This window comes from Neorhizobium descurainiae (genome assembly GCF_051400715.1).
Lineage (GTDB): Bacteria > Pseudomonadota > Alphaproteobacteria > Rhizobiales > Rhizobiaceae > Neorhizobium.
In genome coordinates this window covers 18,897-32,632 of record NZ_JBLFFK010000018.1, presented here as the reverse complement: position 1 = coordinate 32,632, position 13,736 = coordinate 18,897, and the positions used below count along the sequence as shown (strand labels likewise).

Genomic DNA, 13,736 nt, shown 5'->3' with positions numbered 1-13,736 from the left:
ATGTCGTACGCCGTGAAAAACCTTGTCCAGGGTAGTCGGGAGCTGATCGCCTTCCGTATCGGTGATCAGGAATTCTGCGTGAACATCATGTCCGTCCGCGAAATTCGCGGCTGGACGCCCGCAACGCCGATGCCGCATGCACCGTCCTATGTTCGGGGCGTCATCAATCTGCGCGGCGCGGTTCTGCCGATCGTCGATCTTTCCGCAAGGCTCGGCATGAAGGATGCCGAGCCCACCCCGCGCCACGTGATCATCGTGGCACAGGTGAAGAACCGTGTCGTCGGTCTGCTCGTCGAGGCCGTTTCCGATATTCTTACGATTACCGACGAGAATATCCAGCCGGTGCCGGAAGTCTCTTCCGACCTGGAAAAGCAATATGCCCGAGGGATTCTCGCCATCGAGAAGCGGATGATCTGCATGATCGAGCTCGACGCCCTCTTCCCCGAAAAGGAAAGCGAAGCTGCATGAGGCCCATGGGCGCCATCGAAAGCCGACAGTCGCCGGATGAGGTGCTCGCCAGCGGGGAATATCCGCTGACGCGCCGCGACCTCGCCGACATCGCGGCGATGATCTATGCGGATGCCGGAATCTATCTCAACGATTCCAAGGCGTCGCTCGTCTACTCGCGCCTTTCGAAGCACATCCGGGCGCTCGGTCTGCGCGGCTTCAAGGATTACTGTGCGCTGGTCGCCTCGCCGGAAGGCGCGGTCGCCCGCCGCGAGATGCTTTCGCACCTGACGACGAACTTCACCCGCTTCTTCCGCGAAAATCATCACTTCGACCACCTGCGCGACGAGGTCCTGCCGGGGCTCGTCAACCGCGCCAAGAGCGGCGGGCGCGTGCGCATCTGGTCGGCCGCCTGTTCGGACGGGCAGGAGCCCTATTCGATCGCACTGACCGTCATGTCGCTGCTGCCGAATGCGGCCGATTACGATTTCCGCATCCTGGCGACCGACATCGACCCGAAGATCCTGGCTGCGGCCCGCGCCGGCACCTATGACGAAAATGCGCTGGAGACCATGACGCCGGCCATGCGCAAGCAGTGGTTCCGCGAAGTGGACGCGGGCGGCCGGCGTAAGTTCCAAATCGACGACCGGGTCAAGAAGCTCATCACCTTCAACGAGCTGAACCTGATGGCGCAATGGCCTTTCAAGGGCAATTTCGACGTCATCTTCTGCCGCAACGTCGTCATCTATTTCGACGAGCCGACACAGATGAAAATCTGGTCGCGGTTCGCCTCGCTGCTGCCAGAAGGCGGACATCTTTATATCGGCCATTCCGAGCGCGTCTCTGGCGACGCGAAAAACCTGTTCGATAACATCGGCATCACCACCTATCGTCATGCCGGTAAGAACGCGGGGAGGAAAGCATGAGCGCTCCGGCACGAGTCCTAGTCGTCGATGATTCACCCACCATGCGTGGCCTCATCACGGCTGTCCTGAATTCCGATCCGGAAGTGAGCGTCGTCGGTCAGGCCGGCGATGCCCTGGAAGCCCGGGCGGCGATCAAGCAGCTCAATCCCGATGTCGTCACCCTCGACATCGAAATGCCCAATATGAACGGGCTGGAATTCCTCGAAAAGATCATGCGCCTCAGGCCCATGCCGGTGATCATGGTCTCGGCCATGACCCATCAGGGAGCCAATGCGACGCTCGCGGCCCTTGAGATCGGCGCCTTCGACTGCGTCGGCAAGCCGGCCCCTGGCGATGCCCGTCCGTTTGTCGACCTGGCGGAAAAGGTAAAGGCCGCAGCCCGTTCGAGCCATCGGCGCGCGGAGCCCGTGTCGATCCCGGCGGCAACTCCTGCGGCGGAATATCGCGTGGGCCGCAAGGTTGTGGCGATCGGCTCTTCAACCGGGGGTGTGGAGGCGCTGATCACGGTGCTGCAAAAGTTCCCACAGAACTGCCCGCCGACCGTGATTACTCAACATATGCCTTCCACGTTTACCAAAAGTTTTGCTGAACGGCTTAATCGTATTTGCGCTCCTGTGGTGCAGGAAGCCACCGACGGTGCACGGCTGGAGATCGGCAAGATCTATCTCGCGCCCGGTGGCGAGCGGCATTTGCAGGTGGTCAATCCGTCGGCGCCATGTTGCCGGCTGATCGAAAAGGAGCCGATCAACGGTCACAGGCCTTCGGTGGATGTCCTTTTTGAATCGGTCGCCGACCTGGCCGGCCGCAATGCCGTCGGGGTCATCCTGACGGGCATGGGACGCGACGGAGCTGCCGGTCTGCTCAAGATGCGCAGCGCGGGCGCGCGCACCCTCGGGCAGAATGAAAAAACCTGTGTGGTCTACGGCATGCCGAGGGTTGCCTATGAAATGGGGGCCGTCGAGCAGCAGCTGCCGCTGGGCTCCATTGGAGAAGAAATATTGAAATTAACCGCCGCCCGAAAAGAAGGTACCGAATAAATGTCTCTCGCTGAAAAAATCAAAGTTCTGATCGTCGATGATCAGGTGACCAGCCGCCTGCTGCTCAGCGACGCTCTGACACAGCTCGGCTTCAAGCAGATCACTGCCGCCGGCGACGGCGAGCAGGGCATGAAGATCATGGCCGAGCAGCCGCACCACCTGGTGATCTCGGACTTCAACATGCCGAAGATGGATGGCCTCGGCTTCCTTCAGGCCGTCCGCAGCAATCCGAACACCAAGAAGGCGGCGTTCATCATCCTGACGGCTCAGGGTGACCGTGCGCTCGTGCAGAAAGCGGCCCAGCTCGGCGCCAACAACGTTCTCGCCAAGCCGTTCACCATCGAAAAGATGAAGGCCGCTATCGAAGCGGTGTTTGGAGCATTGAAATGAATGACGCCGCTGCAGCCAGGCGTGTCCATATCATTCAGGGGGAATACAAGGTCGTCAACGACCCGAACGTCGTTCTGTCGACGATCCTCGGCTCATGCGTGGCTGCATGTCTTCGCGATCCTGTCGCCGGTATCGGCGGCATGAACCACTTCCTGCTTCCGGGCTCCGGCGGCTCCAGCGCATCGGGCGGCGATGCGACGCGCTACGGCGTGCATCTGATGGAGCTTCTGATCAACGGCCTTTTGAAGCAGGGCGCCCGGCGCGACCGGCTGGAAGCGAAGATCTTCGGCGGCGCCAAGACGATTGCCAGTTTTTCGAATGTCGGCGAGCAGAATGCCGCATTCGCCATGCAATTTCTCAAGGACGAAGGCATTCCGGTGGTCGGTTCCTCCACGGGCGGGGAGCATGGACGCAAGCTCGAGTTCTGGCCCGTCAGCGGCCGGGCTCGCCAGTATCCGCTGACCGGCGCCGAAACCCAGCGGACCGTGGCGATGGAAGAGCGTCCCTTGCGCATGCCGCCGCCGAAGCCTGCCGAAAACTCCATCGAATTCTTTTGATTACGGGGAAAGCCATGAACGACATCGCCACGCCGCCGAGCGTTTCCCTCGAGGAGCCGCTTCCCGAAATACTGATGCGGCTGGTGTCGGAGCTCCACGACGTCGCCTATCTGATCGAGCGCGTCGAGCCGCAGCTCATCGAACTCGGCGGCTCGGCAGTTCTCCAGTCGCCCGACAGCATAAAGGTTCTGCAGGGCATCGATCTCGCCGTACAGAAAACCCGCGGCATCGCCGAATTCATCGATACGATCACCGGCACGATTCCGGAAAGCTGGATGGTCGATGTTTCCACCGCGCTCAATCTCGTCAAGCTGGCCGACATGCAGAAGGCCCTCGCCAATAACGGCCTGCGTCACGGCCATTCCCAGCCTCTGAGCAAGGCTGCCGGCGATTTCGACTTTTTCTGACGCCGTTCCTTCCGGCCGCCGGGATATAGAGCCTCTCCGTTCATAATCGTCAAAATCCCTTCGTCCGCGAAACGTTCGCACAAGCTTCGCTTTCTAGGGTCCGCCTGGGCATAGGCTCTATATCCTTGTTTGGCGATGCGGGAACAGAATGAATCTGTTGGCTCAATTTTCACAAGTCTTTAAAAATCTGGCCAATCTCGGCCGGACCCGACTTATTGCTTTAGGCGCCGTGGGCGCCGTTTCGATTGCGATTGTGCTTGCTGCGGCCATCTATGTGAACAGGCCTGCCTACGAGACGCTTTACGTCAATCTGGAAACTGCAGACATCAACCAGGTCAGCATGGCCCTTGCCGAAGCGAACATGGCTTTCGAGGTCAGCGCGGACGGAAGAAGCATTCAGGTTCCGGTCGGCACGACGAGCAGGGCGCGGCTCCTGCTCGCCGAACGCGGCCTGCCGAACAGCACCAATGCCGGTTACGAGCTCTTCGACAATGTCGGTTCGCTCGGCCTCACCTCCTTCATGCAGGAGGTTACCCGCGTTCGTGCGCTCGAAGGGGAAATTGCCCGGTCGATCCAGCAGATCAACGGCGTTTCCGCCGCCCGGGTCCATATCGTGATGCCGGATGTCGGCAATTTCCGCAGAGGCGAACAGAAGCCGACGGCGTCGGTGATGATCCGGGCAAGCTCGACGACCGGCCGCAAGGCGGCTTCGTCGATACGTCACCTGGTCGCATCGGCGGTTCCCGGTCTCGACGTCGACGACGTCACGATCCTCGATTCCACCGGCCAGCTGCTTGCCTCCGGCGACGAGTTCGGCGGCAGCGAAATGAACAAATCGCTCGGTATCGTCCAGAACGTGCAGCAGGAAATCGAGAACAATATCGACAAGGCGCTCGCGCCCTTCCTCGGCATGGACAATTTCCGTTCGAGCGTGACGGCCACTCTCAATACCGACAGCCAGCAGATCCAGGAAACCGTCTACGATCCGAATTCCCGGGTCGAGCGTTCCGTGCGCACCACCAAGGAAAACTCGCAGTCGCAGCAGAGGCAGGACGACAACGCCACGACCGTGGAGCAGAACGTGCCGCAGGCTGCCCCGCAGCAGGGCGGCGCGACCGGTCCGCAATCGTCCGACCAGTCCGACAAGAGGGAAGAGCAGACCAACTACGAGATCAATCAGAAGACGACCGCGACGACGCGCAACAGCTATCAGATCGAGAAGGTCTCGGTGGCGGTCGTCGTCAACAGGGGGCGGATCGCGAAGATGGTCGGCGAGCCCGTCGACCAGGCCAAGGTCGATGCCTATCTCGCCGAGATGCAGAAGATCGTCTCTTCGGCTGCAGGCATCAACGGGGAACGCGGCGACGTCGTGACGCTGACGGCCATGGACTTCCTGGAGAACCAGCTCCTGGACGAGGCTGCCAACGGCCCGGGCATGATGGAAATGCTGAACCGCAATATCGGCGGCATCATCAACTCGCTCGCCTTCGTCCTGGTTGCCTTCCTGGTGGTCTGGCTCGGTCTGCGCCCGCTCGTCCGCAGCGTCACCGGTACCGGCGTCACCAGCGAGGCGGCGACCGAGGGTGCCGGCCTCGAACTGCCGGATTTCTCTCCGGCAGGCGGCCCGGCGCTTATGGACGGTTTCGGCTCGGACTTCGGTTTCGACAGCTCGACCGACATGCTGGGCGGCGAGGACGGCGACGGCTTCAACCGCCGCGTCAAGGAAGGTCCGGAAAGGCGTCTCGCCCGCATGGTCGAGATATCGGAGGAGCGCGCCGCGAAAATTCTTCGGAAATGGGCGATCGAAAAGGCCGCCTGAGAAGGTATCACGAAAATATGATAGTGTTGGGCCGGGCTCTCCCGGCCCATTTCTTTTCAGCCCTGCCACACACTTGGCGAATTCGTCTGAATCACGAATCAATGAATGATGGCCTGCAACTGGGGAAATCCTGTCCACGGCGATGGTAATTCAGGAAGCGTCTCCTACAATGACTATGATTCGTATGGCAATTCCAACAGTCTGAGGCGGGTGGACCTGCGGCGGCACTCCGCTGAAGACGAGAAATGAAAGCGGCTGCGAAATGTGGCCCTTTCGTGATTTGCCGAAAAATCGGGATCGTTTCGCCGCAGGAATGGTTGTGCGTAGATGTGCCGCGATGTGTGCGTTCATGAGGAATGCACGACGTGGCGGGGAGCAGATAACGGATGGAGTTATCGGGGGCAGACGTGAAGGCGGAGGGGCGCTCCTACAAGGAGTCCGCCGGCTCCAGGGTTCTGTCGCGTGAGCAATTGGTCCGCCGACTCTCCCTGGCGACGAGTTCCAACAATGTCCAGGCAGTGATGCGCCTGCTTGCCGATTATGTCGGTGCTTCCCACTTCCTGCTTGCCCGCTACGACCTCATCCAGGAACAGGGTCTCGATTTCATCGTCACGTCCAACTGGCCCTTTGATCTCGTGCGGCGCCTGGGCTCCGAGCTTGCAAGCGGTTACGCGCGCTCCACCGAACTTGAGAAATGCCTGTCGCTGCTAACGCCCAGTTTCGCGCTGCTGCCGGACGACGTGGTTCCGCCGGACGATATCAGCCGGCAATATTGCTCGCTGACCTTCTGCGTCGGCAGGACACGGTTCTCGCTGATGCTGCTCTTTCTGGAAGGCATCATCCTTTCGCAGGAGCGCCTGAAAGAGGTGGGTCTGTTTGCCGCCTATGGTGCGAGCTTCACGGAAGGGGCGGATGCGAGGACCGAACGCGATTTCGAACTGACGGAGCGCGAATTGGAATGCCTCTTCTGGATCGCGGAGGGAAAGACCAGCGATGAGATCGCGGTGATTCTGGGCATATCGCGCAATACGATCAACAACTACATCACCAGCGTGATGCGCAAGACGGCGACGAAGACACGCTCGGAGGCGATCGCCTACGCGGTCCGGAACAATCTGGTATAGGGACAGAATTTCGATGGGGTATTCGCGCAGCGGCACGGCGGACGGACCTGGAAGCATCCAGTATCTGCGCCTGCAGCGCGCTTCGAGCCGGTCGGACATCTTCCCCAAGCTCATCGCCATGCAGAAGAACCTGAAGGCGCGTAATTTTGCGGTTTTCCGGATTACGGGGGCGGGGCTGCCCAACAAGCGCAAGCTCGTGTGCGAGCTGGAGAATTGGGGAACCGGCGCGGCTGAAAACGGCAACCGCTTCATCAACGGATACGGGGAAATCCTGCTCGACCATATCGAGGTCTCTCTTCTGCCGCTGATATGGAACGGTTCGGAGAATGCCAGCTTTGCCGATGCCGGAGAGTTCTCGTCGCTGACGCGCCGGCTGGAGCCCAACGTCGTCCCTTTCTCCGGCGTTGCGTTTCCGGTCCGGCTCGGCGCTCTCGGCAATGGCTACGTGACGTTCCTCGCGACGTCCATGGAGCTTGGAAGCGACGCCATCATCGATCAGCACGTGAGAAGCTGCCAGGTGATGATGGACCTGCTCGCGCTCGACGAACGCCGCAGCGTACCGGCCGAATCGTTGAGCGAACGGGAGATTGCCTGTCTGCAGCTCGCCGGCGACGGGCGCATCAGCGAAGAGATCGCCGAAAAGCTCGGCCTCTCCGTCCATACCGTCAACGCCTATCTCGGCTCGGCCACCATCAAGCTCGATTCGGTCAACCGCATCCAGGCGATCGCCAAGGCGATCAGGCTCGGTTACATCCACTGATTTTCTGAAGAGGCCGTATGTCGCTCCGGCAGTGCCTTACATCTGGGAGGCGCTGGTCCTGACGAACTTGGCTTCCTGCAGGCTTCTTGCCAGGAATGCCGTGTTGTCGTCCGGATTGTCCGAAGGCTCATGGAAGGCGATGTGGTCGATTTCCACCCCCGCCTGGCTGTCGGCAAGCTTCAGGCGGGCGTAGACGGAAACCCCCCGTGGCTTGATTTCGAGATCGAGGACGACTTCCGGCGCGCCGTCCCATTCGAGCTTGTAGTCGCCGCCGGCGCCGAAGCTCACGGTACCCGGATGGAAATAGAGTTCAGCCGCCGAGGAGACGAGATCGGCCAGGCTGCTGTGGCATTCCAGGCGCAGAAGTGCGATGAGGTCACCGGCATCGAGCAGGCGAAGTTCCGATGCCACCGGGCTGATTGCTTGCGCGACGATCTTTTCCCGTTCGGTGGAATAGCTGCATTTCTTCATGACGCTCAGTGTGTCCGTTTCTTGAGCGACCGGGATGCGTAGACCCGGTGCACGAGTTCTGCCACAGCCTTGTAGAAGACTGATGGGATGACACTATCCACCGAGACTTGCGCAAACATGGAGCGTGCCAGAGGCGGATCTTCAAAAACGGGGATGCCGTTCGCTTCGGCGATTTCGCGGATCTTGAGCGCAATCAGGTCCTGTCCCTTGGCGACGACGACGGGGGCGTCGTTCTCCTCGCGCACGTAGCGCAACGCGACGGCATAGTGGGTGGGGTTGGCGATGACCAGCGTTGCGCGCGGCACGTTGTTGATCATGCGCCGGCGGGCACGATCGCGCGCCACGGACTTCTGGCGCGATTTGACGATCGGGTCGCCTTGGGCCTGCTTGTACTCGTCCTTGACCTCCTGCTTGGTCATCTTGAGCTGATTGTACCAGTGGCGGCGCGTCCACAACACGTCGACGATCGCAAGGAGCGCGGTCGAGACGACAACGACGATCACCATCTTCCGCACGATCGCGTCGAGCTTCACGAGAATGACCTGCGGATCGGAGAACATTGCGTCGAGCGAGGCGAAAAATTCGCCGCGCAGCACGAAGTACATGATGAGCGAGACGACCAGGATCTTGAACAGCGATTTGCCGAACTCGACGAAGCCGGGAACGCTGTAGATGCGTCCGAAGCCTTTCATCGGCGAGATGCGCGAGATCTGCGGCCTTACGCGCTCGAGCACCATGGAAGGCATGTTCTGCGCGAAAGACGAACCGAGGCCGAAGATGATGAAGAGCAGCATGGCGGGAACCAGGAATGCCGCAACCGCCCAGGCAAGATGGACGCCGAGCGAGATGACGTCCGGCGTATTTTCGAGCCGCCATTGATCCGGCTGCTCGAAAAGGTCCTTCAGCGTCTCGCCGATCCGCGCCACACCGGAGGGCAGGAAGAAGACGAGGAAGACGTAGAACGCCAGAATCGAGGCGAAAAGCGGCACTTCGCGCGAGAAGGGAACGTTGCCCTTCTCTGCCGCGTCGGTCATTCGTTTGGCGGTCGGGTTCTCTGTCTTGCTGTCTTTATCTTCGTCCGCCACGGCTCAGCACCAATCGACGTTCGGGTTGCGCGGTGTGGCTCCAGCGAATCGAGCCGCCTCGATGTTATCGTATCGCCCGCCAACCGCTAATCGGGCCGGCAAAAAGATCGGGGGACAGGCGGTCTTTGAATGCGGGGCCGAAACGGAAACGGAGCGGAATTCGCCCGCTCCGTTCCTTCCTCGTGCAGTGTCGCGGATGTCAGGCGGCTTGCGCGGGCGCTTCGCCGTCCTTCTTCTCTTCCTTGAGAATGATCTGGCCGGCATTCGCAAGCCGGATCGCTTCCTGGGCGACGGCGCGCCGGGCCATCGCCACCTCGCGGGGATTGAGGTTCGGGCTCTGAACCGCGAGATCGCTTTCGATCATGCGGCGCTGGCGCGGGCTGATCGCCGAAAGCACGCATTCCTTGATCTCGTTGCTTGCGCCGCGCAGCGCCATCGTGAGGATGTCGGAGGCAACGTCGTTGAGCAGCATGACGCGGCTGCGCTGCGGCATGTACATGAGGTCTTCGAAGAGGAAGATCTTCGGGCGGACCTTGTTGACCGATTCCTTGCTGATCGTCTCGAGCGACCCGAGCAGCGTATCGACCTGGTTCTTTTCGAGCTCGTTCATGAGCTCCGCGACCTTGTTCGAGCCGTTGGAGTTGCGCTCCGCCTCGATCGCATTGATCAGTTCGATCACCCGGTTCTCGATGATCTGCGCAGCCTTGGGGCTGACTTCCTTCATGTTGACGGCGCGGTTCATGATGTCGGCGCGGCGGCTCTCGGGAAGCTGGAGCAGCACTTTCGCACCGAAGTTGGACGGCATCTGCGAAAGGATGTAGGCGATGGTCTGCGGATGTTCGCGCGACAGGAACTTGCCCACGAACGCAGGATCGGCGTCCTGCAGGCGATCCCATATGCTGGCCTGGTAGGTTTCGAAAGCGGTGCGGCGGCCGAGCAGGCCGTCCACTTCCTCCGGCGTCAGGCCGGCTTCGAGAATGCCCTCGATCGCCGCCGCGTTGTCCATCAGGCCGGTGCCTTCGGTGAACAGGTCCTCGAACTCGTTGACGAGCTGGAGGAGCTCGTCCGGCGGGATTGCGCGGAGCGTCTGGGCCGAGGCGATGATGTTCTGCAGCTCGCTCTGGGTGAAATACTTGAGAAGCTTGCCGGCGACGCCCTTGCCCATGGCCAGCAGAACTGCCGCCGCCTTTTCGGCCTGGGACAGCGGTTTCGTAGAGAGCGCGCCGCCGCCGAAATCCTCAAAGTCCATCATGGTCTTCCTTCTCTGTCCCAAACCGGGATCAGGTTCTTCTCGTGCTCAGTACTTCCGTCAGCCTCACGCCGAAGCGGGTATCGTCGTTCTCCAGGACGGTGATCTCACCCTTGCCGATGCGGCGGCCGTTGACCATGATCTCGACCGGCTCGCCGATCTTCTTGTCGAGTGCGATCGTGGCGCCTTCTTCCAGGCTCATCAGGCCGGACACCTGCATCCGGCTCGTTCCGAGCACGATCTCGACGTCGATCGGGATATCCATGATGAGGTCGAGATTGGCGTTGAGGGCGCTGCCCGGCTCCTGATAGGCGGTGCTGCCCGCCGAAGCGCCGAAATCGCTGCCACCGAAATCGCCGCCGCCGAAGCTAGCGTCTCCGGCAAAGCTTTCGGCCTGCGCCTCGAAGCCGCCGCCGAAGGAGGAGGCATCGGCCGTAAAGTCGCTGGTTGCCGATGCGCCGAAATCGGCGTCGAAGCCCGGCACGCCGCCATCGGCATCGGTCTTCAAGACGCCGCGCAGATCGTCGATGGCCTGATCCAGCTCGACTTCATTGCCGAGGGGCATCAGCGCGTCGTCTTCGGTGAGAGGTGTCTTCTTCGTAGCCATACGGTCATTATTCCTGTTGAAACTTGTGTCAGCCTGCCTTGCCGAAGCGCCTGCCGACTAACCTATCAGGTGTCTGAGGATCTCGTCGTCGGTACTGATGTTATCCTTTACGCGGACTGTATAATTCTCGCCGGAGCGTCCGAATTCGCACGCATACATGTCCTTGCCGTTGGCGCTGACCTGAACCTGGACATCCTGCTTGTCCTGGAAGGCGATCACATCGCCGGCGGCGAGCCGCGAGATCGTTCCGAGCGTCAGCTTCTGCAGGCGGATTCGGGCCTCCAGCGTGACATGCGAGCGGCGGACCTGGTCGTTCATGCGGTCCGCCCATTCCTGCTTGGCCTTGGATACCTGGCCCCTGGCCTTCGGCGCCGTGACTTTGGTCTTCAGGAATATGCTTTGCGGAATGACGAGGGCAAATTCCGAAACGACGGGGCCAAGCTCGAGCGCCATGCGGACCGCCACGCCGAATTCCGGGCGGGCGAGTTCGTCCGGCTTCGGCCTGTCTTCGGCATTGTGAGGCCGTTCGAGGCTTGCCTCGAAGCCGCCCGGCGCGTTGACGCCTGAACGGAGCACGTTGGCGATCCGGTCGAAAACCATCACCGCAAGGTCGAGTTCGATATCCGAGAGCGGGCGTTCAATGGGCTGCGCGATCGCTTCGGCCGCGGCCCCGAGCATCGATTCCATCAGCGCGATGACGAAGCTGTTGCCGCAGGCGAGCACGAAGTTCGGGCACCAGTTGCGCAGCGCGCCGTCGCAGAGCGCAAACCCGTCGCCGAGATCGGCGATGAGATCGTTCATCAGGCCGGAGGTGCAGCTCAGATAGGAGACGCCGATCCGGATGCCGGTCTCGCTGTGGAAGACGTCCGGCAGGAACTCCGTGTAGAGATGGGCGAATTCGCCGCTGATCCTCTCGACCGTTCTCTTGTCGCCGAGGCCGCCGGTCAGCTTGGCGAGAAGCGCCAGGTCCATCTTCGGCGCGTTTGTTTGGTTCGCTTGATTGGTGGTCATCATGCCGCCTTTTCACCGCCAGGATTCATCATCTCCTGCTCGACCGAATCGATCGAGGGGCGTTCTTTGTTGGAAATCGTCTTGCGTCCGTATTCCAGCGCTACCTGCGGCACGGAGCCGTTCATGTAGGCGAGCAGCGTCTGCTTGACGATGATGTAGAGGCGGTGCTGCTTGGTCCGGACGACCTTGATCTGCGAGCAGAGCGGGTTGCAGACCGAGTAGGACAGGACGATGCCGAGCATCGTGCCGACGAGGGCCGCACCGATGAGGCCGCCGAGAACTTCCGGCGATTCGTTGATCTTGCTCATCGCCTTGATGACCCCGAGCACGGCCGCGACGATACCGATGGCCGGGAAGGAATCCCCCATGGCGGTCATCGCGTGATAGGGCTTCATCTTGTCCTGGAACATCGTGTCGAGTTCCTCGTCCATCAGCGCCTCGATCTCGTGGGAGCGGGCATTGCCGATGATGATCAGCCGCACGTAGTCGCAGATGAAGGCGGTCAGCTCCTTGTTCTTCAGGACCGTCGGAGCTGTCTGGAAGATCGAGGATTCCTCGGGATTGTCGATATGCGCCTCGATCTCGTTGCGCGACTTGGTTCTGAGATCGCGCATCAGGGAATAGAGGACGCCGAGCACGTCGAGATAATGGCGCTCTTTCGGAACGGTATTCCTGAAGGCCTCGCCGAGCGCCTTGCCGGAATCCTTCACCACCTTCATCGGGTTCGCCATGATGAAGCCGCCGAGACCGGCGCCGCCGATGATCAGCAGCTCGAAGGGTTGAACGAGAACGTCGATGTGGCCGCCCATGGCCATGAAGCCGCCGAGAATACAGCCAACGGTGATGACCAATCCGATAATAATATTCATCGCGTACCTGTGCCCGATCGTTTTCGTATGGCCTTGGGATACGGCCCCTGGCTTGCGTGAGGCTGGTTGTGAAGGCGCTAATGGAAGGCGGGCCGGGACAGCTTCGCACAAGTCTTCCCGCATAGTTTTCGCCAGGATCGGACCGGATTGCCCGTTCCGTAGCGATGTTCGCCGCTTCCGCGGACCTTGGGTAAGCCAACGTGATCACGACCTATGCAAGCTATGCCATGATCAGCCGCGACCTCCCGAAGTCGCTGGCACGCGTGGCGGAAAAGCCGGATGTCGCACGCGAGAGCGAATATTATCTTTCAAAGATAGGCAGCATCAAAACCGTCGATGACTTCATGGCCGACACGCGCATCTACAATTATGCGCTGAAAGCCCACGGTCTCGAGGACATGGCCTATGCCAAGGCTTTCATCCGCAAGGTGCTGACGGAGGGCGTCGCCGACGAGAACGCCTTCGCCAACAAGCTTTCCGACAGCCGGTATGCGTCGCTGGTGGAATCGCTGAACTTCGCCGCTTACGGCTCGACCGCCACGGCTTTCGAGAAAGCGCAGAAAGGCGTCGTCGACAAGTTCCAGCGCCAGACACTCGAAGAGGAGGCCGGCGCCGACAACATGGGTGTGCGGCTGGCGCTCTATTTCGAACGCATGGCGCCCACGATCAAATCGGGCATGGAAATCCTCGCCGACGATGCGCTCTCTGAGGTCATCCGCACCACGCTGCAGCTGCCGGACGAAATTATCGGCGCCGATCTCGACCGTCAGGCCGCATATATCGAGGATGCGGTCAACATCGAGGACTTCCAGGACCCGACCAAGGTGAACAAGTTCCTCGAACGGTTCACCGCCATGTGGGAGATCGAGAACCCATCGGACGCCTACGATCCCCTAGCTCCCTTCAACGCTCCGTCGAGCGGGATCTCCACGGACCTTCTGATCTCCATCAATAATCTGAAACTCGGAGGCAAATGA

General features: G+C 60.8%; 16 protein-coding genes. 10 read left to right on the top strand and 6 right to left on the bottom strand.

All coding sequences use genetic code 11. The features are described 5' to 3' along the window. The 9 genes from ACMGE0_RS24735 (at position 1) to visR (ending at position 7,467) form a co-directional block, all read left to right on the top strand. A complete protein-coding gene (locus ACMGE0_RS24735) occupies positions 1 to 468 on the top strand; it encodes a chemotaxis protein CheW (protein ID WP_436818553.1) in 468 nt (155 codons plus the stop codon). Then, positions 465 to 1,373 carry a protein-glutamate O-methyltransferase CheR gene (cheR, locus tag ACMGE0_RS24730; RefSeq protein ID WP_436818552.1) on the top strand — a complete coding sequence of 303 codons (909 nt, stop codon included), beginning with the start codon at positions 465 to 467 and terminating at the stop codon, positions 1,371 to 1,373. Before ACMGE0_RS24735 ends, cheR begins: the two co-directional genes overlap by 4 nt. Then, entirely contained in the window at positions 1,370 to 2,410 is a 1,041-nt protein-coding gene (cheB, locus tag ACMGE0_RS24725) for a protein-glutamate O-methylesterase CheB (RefSeq protein WP_436818551.1), read from the top strand. Before cheR ends, cheB begins: the two co-directional genes overlap by 4 nt. Then, positions 2,411 to 2,800: a response regulator gene (locus ACMGE0_RS24720; protein WP_085422320.1), complete on the top strand. Its 390-nt coding sequence runs from the start codon at positions 2,411 to 2,413 to the stop codon at positions 2,798 to 2,800. After that, entirely contained in the window at positions 2,797 to 3,357 is a 561-nt protein-coding gene (cheD, locus tag ACMGE0_RS24715; RefSeq protein WP_085422321.1) for a chemoreceptor glutamine deamidase CheD, read from the top strand. Before ACMGE0_RS24720 ends, cheD begins: the two co-directional genes overlap by 4 nt. Before the next feature lie 14 nt (positions 3,358 to 3,371). Further along, entirely contained in the window at positions 3,372 to 3,764 is a 393-nt protein-coding gene (cheT, locus tag ACMGE0_RS24710) for a chemotaxis protein CheT (protein ID WP_436818550.1), read from the top strand. 148 nt (positions 3,765 to 3,912) lie between these two features. Next, positions 3,913 to 5,583 (top strand): flagellar basal-body MS-ring/collar protein FliF, encoded by a 1,671-nt coding sequence (gene fliF, locus ACMGE0_RS24705; protein WP_436818549.1) that lies wholly within the window; start codon positions 3,913 to 3,915, stop codon positions 5,581 to 5,583. Positions 5,584 to 5,969: 386 nt separating this feature from the next. Then, positions 5,970 to 6,707 carry a transcriptional regulator VisN gene (gene visN, locus ACMGE0_RS24700; protein ID WP_436818548.1) on the top strand — a complete coding sequence of 246 codons (738 nt, stop codon included), beginning with the start codon at positions 5,970 to 5,972 and terminating at the stop codon, positions 6,705 to 6,707. Positions 6,708 to 6,720: 13 nt separating this feature from the next. Beyond that, complete coding sequence (visR, locus tag ACMGE0_RS24695) at positions 6,721 to 7,467, top strand: transcriptional regulator VisR (protein ID WP_436818547.1); 747 nt, start codon at positions 6,721 to 6,723, stop codon at positions 7,465 to 7,467. Positions 7,468 to 7,503: 36 nt separating this feature from the next. Here visR and ACMGE0_RS24690 read toward each other — a convergent pair whose 3' ends face one another. From ACMGE0_RS24690 to motA, 6 genes are all read right to left on the bottom strand, one after another. Continuing rightward, positions 7,504 to 7,938 carry a BspJ family T4SS effector nucleomodulin gene (locus ACMGE0_RS24690; protein WP_436818546.1) on the bottom strand — a complete coding sequence of 145 codons (435 nt, stop codon included), beginning with the start codon at positions 7,936 to 7,938 and terminating at the stop codon, positions 7,504 to 7,506. A 5-nt stretch (positions 7,939 to 7,943) separates the two neighbouring features. Continuing rightward, positions 7,944 to 9,023 (bottom strand): flagellar biosynthesis protein FlhB, encoded by a 1,080-nt coding sequence (gene flhB / locus ACMGE0_RS24685; RefSeq protein WP_436818545.1) that lies wholly within the window; start codon positions 9,021 to 9,023, stop codon positions 7,944 to 7,946. A 199-nt stretch (positions 9,024 to 9,222) separates the two neighbouring features. Continuing rightward, entirely contained in the window at positions 9,223 to 10,275 is a 1,053-nt protein-coding gene (gene fliG / locus ACMGE0_RS24680) for a flagellar motor switch protein FliG (protein WP_436818544.1), read from the bottom strand. Between the two features lie 28 nt (positions 10,276 to 10,303). Continuing rightward, positions 10,304 to 10,879 (bottom strand): flagellar motor switch protein FliN, encoded by a 576-nt coding sequence (gene fliN, locus ACMGE0_RS24675; protein WP_436818543.1) that lies wholly within the window; start codon positions 10,877 to 10,879, stop codon positions 10,304 to 10,306. 57 nt (positions 10,880 to 10,936) lie between these two features. Then, positions 10,937 to 11,890: a FliM/FliN family flagellar motor switch protein gene (locus ACMGE0_RS24670; RefSeq protein ID WP_436818643.1), complete on the bottom strand. Its 954-nt coding sequence runs from the start codon at positions 11,888 to 11,890 to the stop codon at positions 10,937 to 10,939. Beyond that, positions 11,890 to 12,759, bottom strand: a complete 870-nt coding sequence (gene motA, locus ACMGE0_RS24665) for a flagellar motor stator protein MotA (RefSeq protein ID WP_436818542.1) — start codon at positions 12,757 to 12,759, stop codon at positions 11,890 to 11,892. Before motA ends, ACMGE0_RS24670 begins: the two co-directional genes overlap by 1 nt. 200 nt (positions 12,760 to 12,959) lie before the next feature. Here motA and ACMGE0_RS24660 point away from each other — a divergent pair, with 200 nt between their 5' ends. Then, positions 12,960 to 13,736, top strand: a complete 777-nt coding sequence (locus ACMGE0_RS24660; RefSeq protein WP_436818541.1) for a DUF1217 domain-containing protein — start codon at positions 12,960 to 12,962, stop codon at positions 13,734 to 13,736.

Excerpts from the sequence above, each read along its gene's own strand:
- ACMGE0_RS24735 (WP_436818553.1), top strand. The coding sequence starts at position 1 with ATGTCGTACGCCGTGAAAAACCTTGTCCAGGGTAGTCGGGAGCTGATC.
- cheR (WP_436818552.1), top strand. The coding sequence starts at position 465 with ATGAGGCCCATGGGCGCCATCGAAAGCCGACAGTCGCCGGATGAGGTG.
- cheB (WP_436818551.1), top strand. The coding sequence starts at position 1,370 with ATGAGCGCTCCGGCACGAGTCCTAGTCGTCGATGATTCACCCACCATG.
- ACMGE0_RS24720 (WP_085422320.1), top strand. The coding sequence starts at position 2,411 with ATGTCTCTCGCTGAAAAAATCAAAGTTCTGATCGTCGATGATCAGGTG.
- cheD (WP_085422321.1), top strand. The coding sequence starts at position 2,797 with ATGAATGACGCCGCTGCAGCCAGGCGTGTCCATATCATTCAGGGGGAA.
- cheT (WP_436818550.1), top strand. The coding sequence starts at position 3,372 with ATGAACGACATCGCCACGCCGCCGAGCGTTTCCCTCGAGGAGCCGCTT.
- fliF (WP_436818549.1), top strand. The coding sequence starts at position 3,913 with ATGAATCTGTTGGCTCAATTTTCACAAGTCTTTAAAAATCTGGCCAAT.
- visN (WP_436818548.1), top strand. The coding sequence starts at position 5,970 with ATGGAGTTATCGGGGGCAGACGTGAAGGCGGAGGGGCGCTCCTACAAG.
- visR (WP_436818547.1), top strand. The coding sequence starts at position 6,721 with ATGGGGTATTCGCGCAGCGGCACGGCGGACGGACCTGGAAGCATCCAG.
- ACMGE0_RS24690 (WP_436818546.1), bottom strand. The coding sequence starts at position 7,938 with ATGAAGAAATGCAGCTATTCCACCGAACGGGAAAAGATCGTCGCGCAA.
- fliG (WP_436818544.1), bottom strand. The coding sequence starts at position 10,275 with ATGATGGACTTTGAGGATTTCGGCGGCGGCGCGCTCTCTACGAAACCG.
- fliN (WP_436818543.1), bottom strand. The coding sequence starts at position 10,879 with ATGGCTACGAAGAAGACACCTCTCACCGAAGACGACGCGCTGATGCCC.
- ACMGE0_RS24670 (WP_436818643.1), bottom strand. The coding sequence starts at position 11,890 with ATGACCACCAATCAAGCGAACCAAACAAACGCGCCGAAGATGGACCTG.
- motA (WP_436818542.1), bottom strand. The coding sequence starts at position 12,759 with ATGAATATTATTATCGGATTGGTCATCACCGTTGGCTGTATTCTCGGC.